Source organism: Streptomyces sp. NPDC054872 (assembly GCF_053610705.1).
The window spans coordinates 104,394-121,516 of record NZ_JBSGYY010000030.1; the positions used below are offsets into that span (position 1 = coordinate 104,394).

The 17,123-nt window shown below is 69.8% G+C and carries 16 protein-coding genes; 9 read left to right on the forward strand and 7 right to left on the reverse strand.

From position 1 onward, the window contains the following. Positions 1 to 12 precede the first annotated feature (12 nt). The gene (locus ACWGIH_RS30620) at positions 13 to 618 is read left to right on the forward strand and encodes a response regulator transcription factor (protein ID WP_363307923.1); all 606 of its coding nucleotides are present in this window, start codon (positions 13 to 15) and stop codon (positions 616 to 618) included. A 34-nt stretch (positions 619 to 652) separates the two neighbouring features. On the opposite strand, the gene ACWGIH_RS30625 is transcribed toward ACWGIH_RS30620, so the two are convergent. Further along, a complete protein-coding gene (locus tag ACWGIH_RS30625) occupies positions 653 to 1,339 on the reverse strand; it encodes an NADH oxidase (protein ID WP_453448384.1) in 687 nt (228 codons plus the stop codon). Between the two features lie 424 nt (positions 1,340 to 1,763). Between ACWGIH_RS30625 and fusA the strand changes: the two genes are divergently transcribed. Next, complete coding sequence (fusA, locus tag ACWGIH_RS30630; protein WP_453448385.1) at positions 1,764 to 3,869, forward strand: elongation factor G; 2,106 nt, start codon at positions 1,764 to 1,766, stop codon at positions 3,867 to 3,869. Positions 3,870 to 3,940: 71 nt separating this feature from the next. Here fusA and ychF read toward each other — a convergent pair whose 3' ends face one another. Then, entirely contained in the window at positions 3,941 to 5,029 is a 1,089-nt protein-coding gene (ychF, locus tag ACWGIH_RS30635) for a redox-regulated ATPase YchF (protein ID WP_453448386.1), read from the reverse strand. 197 nt (positions 5,030 to 5,226) lie between these two features. On the opposite strand from ychF, the gene ACWGIH_RS30640 reads away from it, so the two are divergent. Then, entirely contained in the window at positions 5,227 to 5,862 is a 636-nt protein-coding gene (locus ACWGIH_RS30640) for a DUF6542 domain-containing protein (RefSeq protein ID WP_453448387.1), read from the forward strand. Positions 5,863 to 5,913: 51 nt separating this feature from the next. Here ACWGIH_RS30640 and ppgK read toward each other — a convergent pair whose 3' ends face one another. Together ppgK and ACWGIH_RS30650 are read right to left on the reverse strand one after the other, a co-directional pair. Beyond that, on the reverse strand, positions 5,914 to 6,660 hold the full coding sequence (gene ppgK / locus ACWGIH_RS30645; protein ID WP_453448388.1) for a polyphosphate--glucose phosphotransferase: 747 nt from the start codon (positions 6,658 to 6,660) through the stop codon (positions 5,914 to 5,916). A gap of 35 nt (positions 6,661 to 6,695) precedes the next feature. Then, a complete protein-coding gene (locus ACWGIH_RS30650; protein WP_453448389.1) occupies positions 6,696 to 7,688 on the reverse strand; it encodes a 4-hydroxy-3-methylbut-2-enyl diphosphate reductase in 993 nt (330 codons plus the stop codon). 76 nt (positions 7,689 to 7,764) lie between these two features. On the opposite strand from ACWGIH_RS30650, the gene ACWGIH_RS30655 reads away from it, so the two are divergent. The 4 genes from ACWGIH_RS30655 to ACWGIH_RS30670 all read left to right on the forward strand — a co-directional run bounded on the left by ACWGIH_RS30655 (position 7,765) and on the right by ACWGIH_RS30670 (position 12,058). Further along, positions 7,765 to 9,168, forward strand: coding sequence for an APC family permease (locus ACWGIH_RS30655; protein WP_453448390.1), 1,404 nt, complete (start codon positions 7,765 to 7,767; stop codon positions 9,166 to 9,168). 578 nt (positions 9,169 to 9,746) lie between these two features. Next, positions 9,747 to 10,982, forward strand: a complete 1,236-nt coding sequence (gene xseA / locus ACWGIH_RS30660) for an exodeoxyribonuclease VII large subunit (RefSeq protein WP_453448391.1) — start codon at positions 9,747 to 9,749, stop codon at positions 10,980 to 10,982. Between the two features lie 81 nt (positions 10,983 to 11,063). After that, positions 11,064 to 11,324, forward strand: coding sequence for an exodeoxyribonuclease VII small subunit (locus ACWGIH_RS30665; RefSeq protein ID WP_453448392.1), 261 nt, complete (start codon positions 11,064 to 11,066; stop codon positions 11,322 to 11,324). Positions 11,325 to 11,467: 143 nt separating this feature from the next. Then, positions 11,468 to 12,058, forward strand: coding sequence for a malonic semialdehyde reductase (locus tag ACWGIH_RS30670; RefSeq protein ID WP_453448393.1), 591 nt, complete (start codon positions 11,468 to 11,470; stop codon positions 12,056 to 12,058). 96 nt (positions 12,059 to 12,154) lie between these two features. Here the strand turns inward: ACWGIH_RS30670 and ACWGIH_RS30675 are convergent, their stop codons facing one another. Continuing rightward, complete coding sequence (locus ACWGIH_RS30675) at positions 12,155 to 12,673, reverse strand: DUF4245 domain-containing protein (RefSeq protein WP_451206898.1); 519 nt, start codon at positions 12,671 to 12,673, stop codon at positions 12,155 to 12,157. Positions 12,674 to 12,846: 173 nt separating this feature from the next. Here ACWGIH_RS30675 and glpX point away from each other — a divergent pair, with 173 nt between their 5' ends. Next, positions 12,847 to 13,884 carry a class II fructose-bisphosphatase gene (gene glpX, locus ACWGIH_RS30680; RefSeq protein ID WP_453452802.1) on the forward strand — a complete coding sequence of 346 codons (1,038 nt, stop codon included), beginning with the start codon at positions 12,847 to 12,849 and terminating at the stop codon, positions 13,882 to 13,884. A gap of 124 nt (positions 13,885 to 14,008) precedes the next feature. Here the strand turns inward: glpX and ACWGIH_RS30685 are convergent, their stop codons facing one another. Then, positions 14,009 to 14,386 carry a WhiB family transcriptional regulator gene (locus tag ACWGIH_RS30685; RefSeq protein WP_453452800.1) on the reverse strand — a complete coding sequence of 126 codons (378 nt, stop codon included), beginning with the start codon at positions 14,384 to 14,386 and terminating at the stop codon, positions 14,009 to 14,011. A 127-nt stretch (positions 14,387 to 14,513) separates the two neighbouring features. Beyond that, positions 14,514 to 15,194: a DUF1707 SHOCT-like domain-containing protein gene (locus ACWGIH_RS30690; RefSeq protein WP_453452798.1), complete on the reverse strand. Its 681-nt coding sequence runs from the start codon at positions 15,192 to 15,194 to the stop codon at positions 14,514 to 14,516. Positions 15,195 to 15,417: 223 nt separating this feature from the next. Between ACWGIH_RS30690 and ACWGIH_RS30695 the strand changes: the two genes are divergently transcribed. Next, a complete protein-coding gene (locus ACWGIH_RS30695) occupies positions 15,418 to 17,085 on the forward strand; it encodes a fumarate hydratase (RefSeq protein WP_453452796.1) in 1,668 nt (555 codons plus the stop codon). Positions 17,086 to 17,123 lie beyond the last annotated feature (38 nt).

Genomic DNA, 17,123 nt, shown 5'->3' on the forward strand with positions numbered 1-17,123 from the left:
GGGGGGCTATCGATGATCCGTGTAATGCTCGCCGAGGATATGTACATGCTGAGAGGCGCATTGGTCGCCTTGTTGAACCTGGAACATGATCTGGACGTCGTGGCGAGCGTGGAACGCGGCGACGAGATTCTCTCCACGGCCCGCGAGTTCCAGCCGGACGTCGCCATCATCGACATCGATCTTCCCGGCCTCGACGGACTGAGCGCGGCGGAGCAGCTGCACGAACGGCTTCCCCAGTGCCGCACCCTGATCCTCACCAGCCTCGGCCGCCCCGGGACTCTGCGCCGCGCGATGTCCGCGAAGGTCTCCGGTTATCTGCTCAAGGACGCGCCGCCGCAGGAACTCGCGCAGGCGGTGCGGAAGGTGGCGGCCGGCCAGCGGGTCATCGACTCGGAACTCGCGCTGGCGGCGTGGGGCAGCGCGGACAGTCCGCTCACCTCACGCGAGACGGAGGTGCTGCGCCTCGCGTCACAGGGTTCGGACGCCAGTGAGATAGCGAAGCGGCTGCGTCTGTCGGTGGGGACCGTACGGAACTATCTGACCACCGTGGTGACGAAGCTCAACGCCCGCAACAGGGTGGACGCGATCCGCATCGCCAATGACTCCGGGTGGCTGTGACACCGGGTGGCCGTGAGGCTCTCAACGGGGCTGCTCAGGAGCGGGGTTGGGCCGCGACTCCGGCTGCCGCGAGGTAGCAGAGGATGCCTTCCGTGACGTCGCCGGGCAACGGCAGTACGGCGGTGATGGCCTTCAGCGTCACTGGTCGGGCGAGGGCGAGCGCGAAGACCATCATGGCCTCCTGCCGGTGGATGACGAGGCGGTGTGATGCCGTGCGGGACTCGAAGGTGGCCGTGAGCGGGTCGAAGGCGAAGGAGAGCCCGAGGAACAGCCGGATGGGCCGCGCCTGGTCCAGGGGCAGGACGGTGAGAGACGCGCCCGCTTCGGTCGCTTCGGGTGGGTGTGTTCCGCCCACGTCGGCCAGTGGCGCGATGGACAGAAGCGGACCGCTCAGGCCGTCGAGCCCGAGGGTGCGGACCAGCAGATGGGGAAAGCGCCCGAACACCGGCCGCATCATGAAATAGACCTTCGCGTCCCGGTCCCGGCCCCCTTCGCCGTCGTCGACCAGCGCGTTGCCGAGAAGAACCGGACCCAACTGCATCCGCCGGAGCACTTCGAGGACGGTGGGCCCCGGGCTCGCCACACGGGCGGTGCCCTGGTCCCAGGTGAGCACCAGGGACCCCGTGAGCGCGTCGGACTCGACCACCACGTCCTCACGCAGCGACCAGAGATGCCGCAGCCGTCCGCCGGGCAGCTCCAGCAGGTCGATCGTGGCCTCCATGCGCGCTCTCCTCGCAGTGTCTGAGAGTGTCCACTCTGAAGGCGCACCGAGGTATCCCGACAGTCATGAACTCATGCCGGGTCTGTGATCCCTTCACGGGTTCGAAACGAGCCGCCCACCAATATTCCGGTGCGGCGGGGGGACCCGGCTGCCTAGACTCCGGTCAGCCGAAGGAACGACCGAGTGAGGGGGCAGGGCCATGCGTCACCGCACAGCTGCCCGCCCTCCCCGGACACGGTTCGACGTGATCCTGGTGTCTTCGCGCGTACGGTGCCGGCTGCGCGGCCGTCACTGAATCTCCGAGGCTTGCTGCTCCCCGCACCCGGCTCTCTGCCGTAGCTCCCTGCCGTGGCTCTCCGCCCTGGCTCGGCCCCGCCCCGGAAATCGCGCTGCCCCGCCCGCACGAATCGAAAGACCAAGGGCCATGCGCACCCACACCACGAACCCCACCACCCGCCGCACAACGGGCCACACACCACCGCTCCCTGTCCGCAATCTCGGCATCCTCGCCCACGTGGACGCGGGCAAGACGACCGTCACCGAACGGATCCTGTTCCTGACCGGCGCCACCCACAAGCGGGGCGAGGTCCATGACGGCACGACCGTCACCGACTTCGACGCGCAGGAACGCGACCGCGGGATCACCATCTTCGCGGCAGCGGTCAGCTGTGCCTGGGACGGTCACCGGATCAACCTGATCGACACCCCCGGGCACGTCGACTTCGCCGACGAGGTGGAGCGCTCGCTGCGGGTGCTCGACGGCGCGGTGGCGGTGTTCGACGCCGTCGCGGGCGTGGAACCGCAGAGCGAGTCGGTGTGGCGGCAGGCGGACCGGTACGACGTGCCGCGGATCGCGTTCATCAACAAGCTGGACCGCACGGGCGCGGACCTCGACACGGCGGTCGCGTCGATCAGGGAGCGCCTGCACACGGTCCCGCTGGTGGTGCAGCTGCCGATCGGGCGGGAGGACGAGTTCACCGGCGTCGTGGACCTGCTGCGCATGCGCGCACTGCTCTGGCACCCGGGCAAGGACACGTACGAGACAACGGACATCCCCCCGCCGCTGACCGCCCAAGCGCAAGCCCGCAGAAGGGAGTTGGAGGAGAGGGTGGCCGAGCTGCATCCGACGGCGATGGAGGAGTACTGCGCAACGTCGGCGCTCACCACCGCCACCCTGACGGCCGCGCTGCGTGACCTCACCCTCAGCGGTGAGGGCCTGGTGGTGCTGTGCGGGTCGGCGTACCGGAACCGCGGGATCGAGCCGCTGCTCGAAGCCGTCGTGTCCTACCTGCCGTCGCCGCAGGACGTTCCGGCGGTACGCGGCACTCTGGGCGACACGGTGCAGGAGCGGGCCGCTGATCCGGGGGCGCCGTTCGCGGGCCTGGCGTTCAAGGTGAACGCGACGGCGACGGGGCGGCTGACGTATGTGCGCGTGTATGCGGGAACGATCACGAAGGGAGAGACGGTGATGGACGCGGGCACGGGCCGCACGGAGCGGATCGGCCGGATCCTGCGCGTGCAGGCCGACCGCCACGCTGAGCTCGACCGGGCGACGGCAGGGGACATCGTGGCCGTGGTGGGCCTGAAGACGGCCCGCGCCGGCACCACACTGTGCTCCCCCGCGGCACCCCTGGTCCTGGAACCTCCCGCGGTGGCGGCCTCGGTGGTCTCGGTCGCGGTGGAGGCACGCAGGAGCGGGGACACGGGACGCCTCTCGTCGGCCCTCGCCCGCCTGGTCGAGGAAGACCCCTCGCTGGCGGTACGGGTCGATCGCGAGACGGGTCAGACGGTGCTCTCCGGCATGGGCGAGCTGCACCTGGAGGTCGCGGTGGAGAAGATCCGCCGTGCCCACGGCATCGAGGTCGGCGTGGGCCGCCCGCAGGTGGCGTACCGCGAGACGGTCGTGCGCGGGGTGTCGGGCCTGGTGTACCGGCACGTCAAACAGGACGGAGGAGCGGGCCAGTTCGCCCACGTGGTCCTGAACGTCGAACCACTGGAGGTACAGCCGGGCCCGACGCCCACCTTCACCTTCGACGCCACGGTGACCGGGGGCCGGGTTCCGCAGGAGTACATCCGAGCGGTGGAGGCCGGCTGCAGGGACGCGCTCACGGAGGGCCCCTTGGGCGGCCACCCGGTGACGGGCCTGCGGGTCACGCTCACCGACGGGGCGACCCACTCCAAGGACTCCTCGGAGATGGCGTTCCGGACGGCGGGCAGATTCGCGCTGCGCACGGCCTTGCGGGAGGCGACGATGCAACTCCTCGAACCAGTGGCTGAGTTGACGGCAACGGTGCCGGATGACGCGGTCGGCGGAGTACTGGGCGACCTGGCGGCACGCCGGGCCCACGTCACGAACTCCACCACCCGCTCCGGCACGGCCACCCTCACGGCAACGGTGGCCCTGTCCGAACTCTTCGGCTACGCAACCCGCTTGCGCAGCCGAACCCAGGGCAGAGGCACCTTCACCACACGTCCGTCGGGGTATGCGGGGGTGCCGGCGGGGACGCCCGCCGGAGCCCCGCCCGGATAGCACAAAGGGATGGCCCCGCTCTCACGAGCGGGGCCATCCCCGTACCGGAAACGCCGCGCCGGCTCATCCGCTCACACGTTGAAGCGGAACTCCACCACATCCCCGTCCTGCATCACATACTCCTTGCCCTCCATGCGCGCCTTGCCCTTGGCGCGGGCCTCCGCGACCGAGCCGACCTCCACCAGGTCCTCGAAGGAGATGACCTCGGCCTTGATGAAGCCCTTCTGGAAGTCCGTGTGGATCACGCCCGCGGCCTCGGGGGCCGTGGCTCCCTGGGGGATCGTCCAGGCGCGGGATTCCTTGGGGCCGGCCGTGAGGTACGTCTGGAGGCCGAGGGTGCGGAAGCCGACGTGGGCGAGGGTGGCCAGGCCGGGTTCCTCCTGGCCCACCGACTGGAGGAGCTCCAGTGCCTCTTCCTCGTCCAGCTCCGCCAGGTCCGACTCCAGCTTGGCGTTGAGGAAGATCGCCTCCGCGGGGGCGACCAGGGCGCTCTGCTCGGCCTTGAACGCGTCGTCCGTCAGCTCGTCCTCGTCCACGTTGAACACGTAGAGGAAGGGCTTCGTCGTGAGGAGGTGGAGGTCGTGGAGGAGCTCCTCCTTGCCCGAGCCCTGGACGATGCCCTGGGAGAAGAGCGTGTCGCCCTTCTCCAGGATCGCCTGGGCCTCCTCGACCGCCTTCACCTTCGGGGCGACGTCCTTCTTGATGCGCGACTCCTTCTGGAGGCGCGGGAGGACCTTCTCGATGGTCTGGAGGTCGGCGAGGATCAGCTCGGTGTTGATCGTCTCGATGTCGTCCTTGGGCGAGACCTTGCCGTCCACGTGCACGACGTTCTCGTCCTTGAAGGCGCGGATGACCTGGCAGATCGCGTCCGACTCGCGAATGTTCGCGAGGAACTTGTTGCCCAGGCCCTCGCCCTCGCTCGCGCCGCGCACGATGCCCGCGATGTCGACGAAGTCGACCGTCGCCGGGAGCACCTTCTGGGAGCTGAAGATTTCCGCCAATTTCGTCAGGCGGGGGTCGGGGACGCCGACCACGCCGACGTTCGGCTCGATCGTCGCGAACGGGTAGTTGGCCGCAAGGACGTCGTTCTTGGTCAGGGCGTTGAAAAGGGTCGACTTGCCGACATTGGGCAGACCGACGATTCCGATCGTGAGCGACACGTTGCGACTTCCCGTACGTGAGTGCTGGGGGTGGACGGCCCGGAGGGCCGGAGCGACCGTAGGGCGATCCCCCAGTCTACGGCGTGCGGGCCCCGCACTCGTCGGCGTACCGCTCTCGTATCGAACGCTTGGCCAAGGTCGGCCAAAGCGCGTGTCCCATGCCGGATTATCGGTACGGCTCGACCTAGGTTGGTCCGGTGGAGCAACACAGGACGCGTCCCCCTCAGCCTCCGGCCCGGCCGCGACGCACCGCGCCCCTGCCCCCGCAGGGCAGGTCCGCCGACTCGGCGGCGGTCTACCGCGCCGCGCCGCGTCCCCGCCGCCCCGTCCCGCCCGTCGTACGCAAACTGCGCGCGCTGCCCCTCTATCGCAGACTGCGCGCGATGCCGAACCCGCGTCTCACCGGGCTCGGCAGCGGGCTCTTCTGCGCCGCGACGATGTTCCTGCTCGCCTGTCTGCTGTGGCTGCTCTTCGGCAGCTCCGTGGTCGCGTACGGCGTGCTCTTCCTGCCCGTGAGCGCGCTGACCGCGTACTGGGTGCGGCCCGCCGACCTGATCACCGCGCCGGTGGCCGCGCCGATCGCCTTCGCCGTCGGGCTCGTGCCCCTCTCGGGCGGCAACGGCGGCGGCTTCGGCGGTCACTTCATGGGGCTCGTCACGTCGCTCGCGCTGCACGCGGGCTGGCTGTACGCCGGGACGCTCGTCGCCGGTCTCGTCGCGATCGTGCGCCGCATCAAGCTCATGGGGCAGCGGCGCCGGGCACGCGCCGCCTCCCCCGTCACCGCACCGCCACGGAAGCCGGTCTCGGCGAAGAGGCGCATGCCCACCTCGTAGGCCGGTCCGAACCTGGCGTCGTAGGCCGGCCCGAACCTGGCGGACCGCGCTCTAGTCCTTCTCCGCCGCCGCCATCGCCGCTCCCACGATCCCCGCGTTGTTCTGCAGCTCCGCGGGGACGATCTCTGCCTTGATGTCCTTGATCAGCGGCAGGAACTTGTGTGACTTGCGGCTCACTCCGCCGCCGATGATGAAGAGCTCGGGCGAGAACAGCATCTCCACGTGCGCCAGATACTTCTGCACGCGGTGCGCCCAGTGCTCCCAGCTGAGGTCCTCGTCCTCCTTGGCCTTGGACGAGGCGCGCTTCTCCGCGTCGTGGCCGTGCAGCTCGAGGTGGCCGAGCTCCGTGTTCGGGACGAGGCGGCCGCCGGTGAAGAGGGCGCTGCCGATGCCGGTGCCGAGGGTGAGCAGGATGACCGTGCCCGTACGGCCGCGGCCCGCCCCGAAGTGCATCTCGGCCACGCCCGCCGCGTCCGCGTCGTTCAGGACGGTGACGGGGACGCCGCCGCCGAGCCGGTCGGAGACCAGTTTCTGGATGTCCGTGCCGATCCAGCTCTTGTCCACGTTGGCCGCGGTGCGCGCCGTGCCGCCGGTGATGACGCCGGGGAACGTGGCGCCGATCGGCCCCGTCCAGCCGAAGTGCTCGACGACCTCACGCACCTTGTCGGCCACGCCGTCGGGCGTGGCCGGTTGCGGTGTCAGTACCTTGTGCCGCTCTTGTGCCAGGTCTCCACGGTCCAGGTCCACGGGAGCGCCCTTGATCCCTGATCCGCCGATGTCCACACCGAAGATCTGCATGAGACCCACCGTACGACCCTGGCCTGGCCTTCGCGTTACTTCTGTGACAGCTCCGCGGCTTCGGCGCGCAGGTCGCGGCGGAGTTCCTTCGGCAGCGAGAAGGTGATCGACTCGTCGGCCGTCTTCACCGTCTCCACGTCCCCGTATCCCCGCTCGGCGAGCCACTCGATGACGCCGTCCACCAGGATGTCGGGGACGGAGGCGCCCGAGGTGAGGCCGACCGTGGTCACGCCCTCCAGCCAGGCCTCGTCGATCTCGTCGGCGTTGTCGACGAGGTGCGACGCGGCCGCGCCCGCGTCCAGGGCGACCTCGACCATACGGATTGAGTTCGAGGAGTTCTTGGAGCCGACCACGATGACGAGCTCGGCGTCCTCCGCCAGCTTCTTCACCGCGACCTGGCGGTTCTGCGTGGCGTAGCAGATGTCGTCGCTGGGAGGGGAGATCAGGCCCGGGAACTTCGTCTTCAGGGCGTCGACCGTCTCCATGGTCTCGTCGACCGAAAGCGTGGTCTGGGAGAGCCAGACGACCTTGTCCGGGTCACGGACCTCGACGTTCGCGACGTCGTCGGGGCCGTCGACCAGGGTGATGTGGTCGGGCGCCTCACCGGACGTGCCGATGACCTCCTCGTGGCCCTCGTGGCCGATCAGGAGGATGTCGAAGTCGTCCTTGGCGAACCGGACGGCTTCCTTGTGGACCTTCGTGACCAGGGGGCACGTGGCGTCGATCGTCGCCAGTTTGCGCTCGGCGGCCTCCGCGTGGACCGTCGGCGCAACGCCGTGCGCGGAGAACATGACGATGGAACCCTCGGGAACCTCCGCCGTCTGGTCGACGAAGATGGCCCCCTTCTTCTCCAGGGTCTGCACCACGTACTTGTTGTGAACGATCTCGTGGCGGACATAGATCGGAGACCCGTACTGCTCAAGGGCCTTCTCGACGGCGATCACGGCACGGTCCACACCCGCGCAGTAGCCGCGGGGGGCGGCGAGCAGGACTCGGCGGGCAGGAGTCGAAGCAGTCATACCCCCCATCGTAAGGCCGAGCCCAGCGCGTCAAAGATCGGCTTCTTGGGGAGACTGGAGGCCTGCGTTCACTTACGGAGGCACGATGTCCGGTTACTCCGGCAACTCAGACACGACGGGCGGCGCGACGGGCGGCGCCCACACCGCCTCCGCTGCCGAGGGCGACGGCCTGCGGCGCAGTCTCGGCTTCCGTGATCTCGTCGTCTACGGGTTGCTGTTCATCGCCCCGATGGCGCCGGTCGGAGTCTTCGGCACGCTCGACGCCAAGTCGCACGGCGCCGTGGCCCTCGTCTACATCATCGCCACGATCGCGATGGCGTTCACCGCGTTCAGTTACGCCCAGATGGTGAAGGTGGTCCCCCAGGCGGGTTCCGTCTTCGCCTACGCGCGCGTGGGGCTCGGCAACGGTCCCGGGTTCATCGCCGGGTGGATGGCGATGCTCGACTATCTCCTCATCCCCGCCGTCGCCTATCTCTTCTCCGGGATCGCGATGGAGGCGCTCGTGCCCTCCGTGTCGCGGTGGGTGTGGACGGCGATCGCGGTCCTGGTGACGACCGCGCTGAACCTGTGGGGCGTACGAGCGGCCGCGCGGGTCGGCTTCCTCGTCCTCGCGATGGAGATCGTGGTCCTCCTTGTCTTCATGGTGTCGGCGATCGTCGTCCTCGCGCGGGACGGCGCCGAGCGGGACTGGCTCTCGCCGCTGAGCGGGGACGGCTCGCAGGGGGCGTTCGCGCTGGGCGCCGTGGTGGGGGCGGTGTCGGTGGCGGTGCTCTCGTATCTGGGCTTCGACGCGATCGCCTCGTTCGCCGAGGAGGTGACGGGCGGCTCGGCGAAGGTGGCGCGGGCGGTGCTGTGCTGTCTGGCGCTCGCCGGTGTGCTGTTCATCGCCCAGACGTACCTGGTGGCGCTCCTCGAGCCGGTGTCCTCCGCGCAGCTGGCCGCCGAGCCGGCCAAGCAGGGGTCGGCCTTCTACGATGCGGTCGACTCGGCCGTCGGGGACTGGCTGCACGATCTGGTGGCCGTCAGCAAGGCGATCGGTGCTGCCTTCGCCGCGCTGGCCGGGCAGGCCGCCGCGGGACGGCTGCTGTACGCCATGGCGCGTGACCGGCGGCTGCCCGGCGCGCTGTCCAAGACCGATTCGGGGACGCCTCGGCTCGCGCTGCTGTGTGCGGCTGTCGTGACGCTGGTGGCCGCGGTGTGGGCGGCTCGCCGGGACGACGGGATGGATCACCTGGTGTCGGTGGTGAATGTCGGGGCGCTGACGGCGTTCGTGTTGTTGCACGCGAGCGTGGTGGGGTGGTTCGCCGTCCGTCGGCAAGGGGGGCCCGTGAGCTGGTGGCGGCATGTGCTCGTCCCCGTGCTCGGGGCGGCCGTCACCATCGCGGTGATCGTGGAGGCGGCGGGGTCCGCGCAGGTGGTGGGGGCGATGTGGTTGGCCGTGGGCCTTGTGGTGCTCTTTGCCCAGCGGGCTCGGCGGGGGGAGTCCTAGGCCGCTGGGGTGTTTGGCGGGGGGGGCCGGTGCCTTGCCTGGCGGGGTGCCCTGCGGGCGGCCTGAACCGCCGCCTTGACTGGCAGGGCGCCCTGCGGGCGGCCTGAACCGCCGCTTCGCGGCGGATGCTTCCCACCCACCCACCCGATCACCCGCGTCCGATCCTCGACGTAGGGGCGGTTGGGGGGGGCGTCGGGTGGGTGAGCGGGCTGGGGTGGAAACGGAGGCCGCCGGAGCGGAGACGTCGGGCGGGTGGGTGGGGTGAACCGTGCGGGAGCCGCCGACGCGCGACGCAGGCACCTCCGGCAGGCAAGGAGCACAGTGCGGAGGCCACCGGAGCGGAGACGCCGGACGCGTGGGTGGGGTGAACCGTGCGGGAGCCGCCGACGCGCGACGCAGGCACCTCCGGCAGGCGAGAGGCACAGTGCGGGAGCCGCCGGAGCGGAGACCTCCGGCAGGCGGGCGGGGGGTGCGGGGAAGCCTGCGACATGTCGGACGCATCGGTGGCGGCGGAGTTGGCGGTGGGCTCGTGTCGTAGGGGGACCGGTCGTGTCAGACCCTGCCGATACGCTCGGTGCATGGCTTTGAACACTTCCGCGGATGCCCCGCTGCCCGTCGGCGAGGTGTCGCGGCTCATCGGCGGGTGGATCGACCGGCTCGGTGCCGTGTGGGTCGAGGGACAGATCACCCAGCTGTCCCGCAGGCCCGGCGCCGGTGTCGTCTTCATGACGTTGCGCGATCCCTCGCACGACATCTCCGTCAGCGTCACCTGTTACCGCCAGGTGTTCGACGCCGTCGCGGACGTCGTCTCCGAGGGCGCCCGGGTCGTGGTCCACGCCAAGCCCGAGTGGTACGCACCCCGGGGGCAGTTGTCCCTGCGGGCCGTCGAGATAAAGCCCGTCGGCGTCGGAGAACTGCTCGCGCGCATCGAGCAGTTGAAGAAGAGCCTCGCCGGAGAAGGGCTCTTCGCCGCCGACCGGAAGAAGCCCCTCCCCTTCCTGCCGCAGCTCATCGGACTCGTCACCGGCCGTGCCTCCGCCGCCGAGCGGGACGTGCTCGAGAACGCCCGGCACCGCTGGCCCGCCGTCCGCTTCGAGGTGCGCAACGTCCCCGTGCAGGGCGTGCACGCCGTGCCGCAGGTCGTGCAGGCCGTGAAGGACCTCGACTCGCTGGACGCCGTGGACGTGATCATCGTGGCGCGCGGCGGCGGCAGCGTCGAGGATCTGCTGCCGTTCTCGGACGAGCAGCTCGTGCGGGCCGTCGCCTCCTGCCGTACGCCCGTCGTCTCGGCGATCGGCCACGAGCCGGACAACCCCCTGCTCGATTACGTGGCCGACCTGCGCGCCTCCACCCCGACCGACGCCGCCAAGAAGGTCGTGCCGGACGTCGGCGAGGAGTACGAGCGCGTGCGCTGGCTGCGGGACCGGGCCCGCCGCTGCATGGACGCTTTCCTCGACCGCGAGGACCGCGGCCTCGCGCACGCGCTGGCCCGCCCCTCCATGGAGAACCCGCACCGCATGATCGAGGAGCGCGAGGAACAGGTCTCGGCGCTCGTCGACCGCAGCCGCCGCACGCTCGGGCATCTCCTGGACCGCGCCGAGTCGGAGCTGACGCACACCCACGCGCGCGTGGTGGGCCTCTCCCCCGCGGCCACGCTCCAGCGGGGGTACGCGGTGCTGCAGAAGCAGGACGGCGCGGTGGTGCGCGACGCCGGGGAGGTGACCGCGGGCGAGGAGCTTCGGGCCCGGGTCGCCGAGGGCGAGTTCACCGTACGAGCCCTTGAGGGCGCGGCGGCAGCCGACACCGCGGAGTAACGCGCGGCACGTTCGCCGCACACGCCAGACAAGCCACGCACGCCACACAAGCCGTACGAACCGACATTTAGGGTGGGGCACATGACCAGCAAGACGGACGAGGCCGCGAGCCCGGCGGACGCACTCGGCTATGAGCAGGCGCGGGACGAGCTCATCGAGGTCGTACGCCGCCTGGAGACGGGCGGCACCACCCTGGAGGAGTCGCTCGCCCTGTGGGAGCGCGGCGAGGAACTGGCCAAGGTGTGCCGCCGCTGGCTGGACGGCGCCCGCGCCCGCCTGGACGCGGCCCTTGCCGGTGGCGACGGGGACGCGGACGGCGACGAGGACGCCGAGGACTCCTGATCGGCGCGTTACGCAACCCCCGCCCCACGACCCCCGCGCTGTGAAGCGGATCACCAAGCGCCGGATTTTGTTGAAGATTAAACCGCAACGCCGTACGGTCGGTGACGCAAGCTGATCCACGCACGCACCGAGAAGGTTGATCCATGTCTCTCGTCCTTGACCCCGCCGCACAGGACCTGCTCTTCCGCGAGGCCCGCACCGCGAACTCCTTCACCGATGAGCCGGTCACCGACGAGCAGGTGCAGGCGATCTACGACCTGGTCAAGTTCGGCCCGACCGCCTTCAACCTGTCGTCGCTGCGCGTCACGCTGGTCCGCTCCCCCGAGGCCCGCGAGCGCCTGGTCCAGCACATGGCCGAGGGCAACCAGCCGAAGACCGCGGGCGCCCCGCTCGTCGCGATCCTCTCCGCGGACAACGAGTTCCACGAGGAGCTGCCGGCACTGTTCCCGCACTTCCCGCAGGCCAAGGACGTGTTCTTCTCGGAGCGCCCGGCCCGCGAAGGTGCCGCGCACCTCAACGCCGCGCTGCAGGCCGCTTACTTCATCATCGGCGTGCGCGCCGCCGGCCTGGCCGCGGGCCCGATGACCGGCTTCGACGCCGCCGGCGTCCAGAAGGAGTTCCTGGACGGCGACCACACCCCGCTGATGGTCGTCAACATCGGCAAGCCGGCCGAGAACGCCTGGTTCCCGCGCTCCCCGCGCCTTGAGTTCGACCAGGTCATCGAGACCGTCTGAGACCCGGACACCTGAGACTCGGGCCCCTGGTCCGCATCCGACATACGAGTGAGGGCCCCGGCGATGTCGCCGGGGCCCTCACTCGTACGCACAGAATCAGGACGCCTTCAGCGCCTGCGCCATCTCCGTCAGCTGACCGAACGACGCCGTGCCCGCGACCACCGTCGTCGCGCCCTTGTCCTCGCGCACCAGGGCGTCGTACGTCTGCCCCTTGTAGCGGTGCCACGTCTGGCCGTCGATCTTCTCGGTGGCCTTCGTCCGCACGGCCCGCTGCGTGGCCTCCTCGATGAACTTGACCGGCTTGGCCGTGGACTGCTTGACCGCGACGTACTCACCGGACGGGTCGAGGAAACCCAGGTGCCAGCTGTCGCCCTTGGAGCCGTCGAACCGCACCGACGTCGGCTTCCACGCCTTGGCCAGGCCCTCGGGGGCGGCCACCGGGTATGCCGCCGCCCGTCGCGCGGTCAGCAGCTCGATGCTGTAGTCGACGCGCTTGACGGGGGCCTTGGAGTCGTCGTGCGGGATGAAGACGTAGATCACGCCGGCGACGAGGGCGATCACCGCCATCGACCACAGCATGTTCCGTACGGTCTGCTTGCCTTGTCTGCCTGCCACGCCCCCATGTTCTCAGGCCCCGGCCACACCTCTTGCCCCCGGTACTCCCCAAGCGGCCCCCGGTGCCCGATCCGCTCATGCGTGGGGCCCTCTGCTCATTTTGTCGACCTACGGATAGAGTCGTGCCACACCCTCATCCGGCCGTCGTCGTATCAGCAGAAAGGTGCGCTCCGATGACCGAGCATCAACACCATCTCCCGTCCGAGCTCGAAGTCTCTCCCGAGGCTCCCGACCGCAACCTCGCCCTGGAGCTCGTCCGGGTCACCGAGGCCGCCGCCATGGCCGCGGGCCGCTGGGTCGGCCGCGGCGACAAGATCGGTGCCGACGGCGCCGCCGTCAGGGCCATGCGGACCCTCGTCTCCACCGTCTCGATGAACGGCGTCGTCGTCATCGGTGAGGGCGAGAAGGACGAGGCCCCGATGCTCTTCAACGGGGAGCGCATCGGCGACTCCACCGGCGCCGAGGTCGACATCGCCGTCGACCCGATCGACGGCACGACCCTGTGCGCGAAGGGGATGCCGAACGCCATCGCCGTGCTCGCCGCCGCCGACCGCGGTGCCATGTTCGACCCGTCCGCGGTCTTCTACATGGACAAGCTGGTCACCGGCCCGGAGGCCGCCGACTATGTCGACATCAACGCCCCGGCGTCCGTCAACATCCGCCGCGTCGCCAAGGCCAAGGGCCGTGCGCCCGAGGACGTGACGGTCATGATCCTCGACCGCCCCCGCCACGAGGGCATCGTCAAGGAGATCCGCGAGACCGGCGCGCGCATCAAGTTCATCTCGGACGGCGACGTCGCCGGTTCGATCATGGCCGTGCGCGAGGGCACCGGCGTCGACATGCTCATGGGCATCGGCGGCACCCCCGAGGGCATCATCTCGGCCTGCGCGATCAAGTGCCTGGGCGGTGTGATCCAGGGCAAGTTGTGGCCGAAGGACGACGCGGAGCGCCAGCGCGCGCTCGACGCGGGCCACGATCTGGACCGCACGCTGTCGACGACCGACCTGGTCCGCGGGGACAACGTCTTCTTCGTCGCGACCGGCATCACGGACGGCGAACTGCTCCAGGGCGTGCGCTACGCCGCGGAGACGGCCTCGACCTCGTCCCTGGTCATGCGCTCCAAGTCGGGCACGATCCGCAAGATCGACTCCGACCACCGGCTCGCGAAGCTGCGCGCCTACAGCGCCATCGACTTCGACCGCGCCAAGTAGCCGAGCAGGATCGCGTCAGGTGACCAAGTAGGCTTTACAGGGCGCGAGTTGCGCACACCGGAGGGGGCGCCCCGTGCGGGGGACGCCCCCTTCGGCGTACACACGCCGCGAGCGTGCGGAAGATCTATCCGGCCGCGGCTATGGGTCCCGCGGACGTGTGCGCGGCCTTCTTGAGCTCCACCTCGCGCCGGCGCCGCCTGGCGAGCACCACGCGGCGCTCCGCGGCCGTCAGGCCGCCCCAGACGCCGTACGGCTCGGGCTGGAGAAGGGCGTGCTCCCGGCATTCGACCATCACCGGACAACGGGCGCAGACCCGCTTCGCGGCTTCTTCCCGGGACAGGCGTGAGGCGGTCGGTTCCTTTGACGGGGCGAAGAACAGCCCGGCCTCGTCTCGTCGGCACACCGCCTCGGTGTGCCATGGGGCGTCCGAATCATGATCGCGCACTGGCACCCGCTGGGCCGGAACGGCGACCTGCAGGGACTGATGCGACGGCTGCAGCACGGGTCTACTCCTGACGACGGCTTCGCGAGCGAGAGACGATGCAGCAAGCTCTACCCGCTGTGCACACGCCTATGCACTGAGTTCCGATGTACGGGACTTCGCGCCATCCGTGGCCCTGATTCGCCCCTCAGTGGCCGAGATGCTTGCGCAAGTGCTTGTGCAGGTCCCGGACGATCTTGCCCCGCTTCGGCCTCGCCTCGATGTTGCCCAGGACGGTGAATCCGTCGACGAAGACGACCGGCGCGTCCCGCTCGGCCGAGTCGAGCGTGTCCACCTCGAAGTTGCCGAGCACCCCGGTGCCGTTACCCCGCAGCGAGATGTTCTCCGGGACGCGGATCTCGACGTTCCCGAAGACGGAGATCGCCTTGATCACGACCTGTCGCTGCTCGAAGATCGCTTCGCTGAGATCGATCTCCACATTGCCGAAGATCGCGTACGCGTGCGTGCGGCGGCTCACGCGCCAGCGGCCCTTGCGGACCGAGCTGCTGAAGACCGCGACCAGGTTCTCGTCGGCGACCGGGGGCACCACGCCGTCCGAGGGCCGGGAGGGGACGGGCTCGGGCGTCACCGTCGGGTACGCCGCGCCGCTCGCCGCGGGCAAGTCGCTGACCAGCGGCTCCAGTTCACCCATGGTCTTGGCGCGATAGACCCCGTCGATCCGCTCGCCGTGCTCCTCGGCGGTCAGCCGCCCCTCGGCGAGCGCCTCGCGCAGGATGTCCGCCGTGCGGTCCCGGTCGGCGTCCGACGCGCGCAGGCCTGCGGGCCGCGGTTCCGGGTGGGTCTGCTGAGGGCGCTTGTCTAGGTCCACACCACTCAGCGTACCCAAACGCGATAGATCGCGACTACCCCTGTGGACGACTCGGTGACCGGCCCTGTGCACGACCCGCGCACCCTGTGGACAACCGGCGAGGACACCCGCGAGCGCTACTGAGCCTTACCTCACAAGCCCGGCCGCCCCGTGGCGTTCTACGCTGGTTGGCGCGTCGCCAATGGAGGCCGCGCCGCCGTCTGCCGAGTGAGGAATGGCCGTAATGCCAGAGTTCGAGTACTCCGATCTGCTCCCCCTGGGAGAGGACACCACGCCGTACCGGCTGGTGACCTCCGAGGGTGTCTCCACATTCGAGGCCGACGGGCGGACGTTCCTCAAGGTCGACCCCGAGGCGCTGCGCACGCTCGCCGCCGAGGCGATCCACGACATCCAGCACTACCTGCGGCCCGCGCACCTGGCCCAGCTGCGGCGCATCGTCGACGACCCGGAGGCGTCGGGCAACGACAAGTTCGTGGCGCTCGACCTGCTGAAGAACGCGAACATCGCGGCCGCGGGCGTGCTCCCCATGTGCCAGGACACCGGCACGGCCATCGTCATGGGCAAGCGCGGCCAGCACGTCCTCACCCAAGGTGAGGACGAGAAGGCGCTCTCGCACGGCATCTACGACGCGTACACGAAGCTCAACCTGCGCTACTCGCAGATGGCTCCCCTGAACATGTGGGAGGAGAAGAACACCGGCTCCAACCTCCCGGCCCAGATCGAGCTGTACGCGACCGACGGCGGCGCCTACAAGTTCCTCTTCATGGCCAAGGGCGGCGGCTCGGCGAACAAGTCGTTCCTCTACCAGGAGACGAAGGCCGTCCTGAACGAGACCTCCATGATGAAGTTCCTGGAGGAGAAGATCCGCTCGCTCGGCACGGCGGCCTGCCCGCCGTACCACCTGGCGATCGTCGTCGGCGGCACCAGCGCCGAGTTCGCCCTGAAGACCGCGAAGTACGCCTCGGCGCACTACCTGGACGAGCTGCCCGCCGAGGGCTCCCCCACCGGCCACGGCTTCCGGGACAAGGAGCTGGAGGAGAAGGTCTTCGAGCTGACGCAGAAGATCGGCATCGGCGCGCAGTTCGGCGGCAAGTACTTCTGCCACGACGTCCGGGTGGTGCGCCTGCCCCGGCACGGCGCCTCGCTGCCCGTCGCGATCGCCGTCTCCTGCTCCGCCGACCGCCAGGCGACCGCGAAGATCACCGCCGAGGGCGTCTTCCTGGAGCAGCTGGAGACGGACCCGGCGCGCTTCCTGCCGGAGACCACCGACGAGCACCTCGATGAGGCTGCCGACGTCGTGAAGATCGACCTGAACCAGCCCATGGACGCCATCCTCGCCGAGCTCACCAAGCACCCGGTGAAGACCCGTCTCTCGCTCACCGGCCCCCTCGTCGTGGCCCGCGACATCGCGCACGCCAAGATCAAGGAGCGGCTCGACGCGGGCGAGGAGATGCCGCAGTACCTGAAGGACCACCCGGTCTACTACGCGGGCCCGGCCAAGACCCCCGAGGGCTACGCCTCCGGCTCCTTCGGCCCCACGACGGCCGGCCGGATGGACTCCTACGTGGAGCAGTTCCAGGCGGCGGGCGGATCCAAGGTCATGCTGGCCAAGGGCAACCGCTCGAAACAGGTCACCGACGCCTGTGACGCGCACGGCGGCTTCTACCTGGGCTCGATCGGCGGCCCCGCCGCGCGTCTCGCCCAGGACTGCATCAAGAAGGTCGAGGTCGTCGAGTACGAGGAGCTCGGCATGGAGGCGGTGTGGAAGATCGAGGTGGAGGACTTCCCGGCCTTCATCGTGGTCGACGACAAGGGCAACGACTTCTTCCAGAACCCCGCCCCGGAGCCGACGTTCACGTCCATCCCGGTGCGCGGCCCGGGCCTGGCGTAATCACTGCGGCTACGGCCCCTCCACGCGCGCGTGGAGGG

Coding starts and splice junctions, on each gene's coding strand:
- ppgK (WP_453448388.1), bottom strand. CDS start 6,660: ATGCAGATCTTCGGTGTGGACATCGGCGGATCAGGGATCAAGGGCGCT.
- xseA (WP_453448391.1), top strand. CDS start 9,747: ATGGCTTTGAACACTTCCGCGGATGCCCCGCTGCCCGTCGGCGAGGTG.
- ACWGIH_RS30695 (WP_453452796.1), top strand. CDS start 15,418: ATGCCAGAGTTCGAGTACTCCGATCTGCTCCCCCTGGGAGAGGACACC.
- ACWGIH_RS30655 (WP_453448390.1), top strand. CDS start 7,765: ATGTCCGGTTACTCCGGCAACTCAGACACGACGGGCGGCGCGACGGGC.
- ACWGIH_RS30650 (WP_453448389.1), bottom strand. CDS start 7,688: ATGGGGGGTATGACTGCTTCGACTCCTGCCCGCCGAGTCCTGCTCGCC.
- ACWGIH_RS30620 (WP_363307923.1), top strand. CDS start 13: ATGATCCGTGTAATGCTCGCCGAGGATATGTACATGCTGAGAGGCGCA.
- ACWGIH_RS30625 (WP_453448384.1), bottom strand. CDS start 1,339: ATGGAGGCCACGATCGACCTGCTGGAGCTGCCCGGCGGACGGCTGCGG.
- glpX (WP_453452802.1), top strand. CDS start 12,847: ATGACCGAGCATCAACACCATCTCCCGTCCGAGCTCGAAGTCTCTCCC.
- ACWGIH_RS30670 (WP_453448393.1), top strand. CDS start 11,468: ATGTCTCTCGTCCTTGACCCCGCCGCACAGGACCTGCTCTTCCGCGAG.
- ACWGIH_RS30665 (WP_453448392.1), top strand. CDS start 11,064: ATGACCAGCAAGACGGACGAGGCCGCGAGCCCGGCGGACGCACTCGGC.
- fusA (WP_453448385.1), top strand. CDS start 1,764: ATGCGCACCCACACCACGAACCCCACCACCCGCCGCACAACGGGCCAC.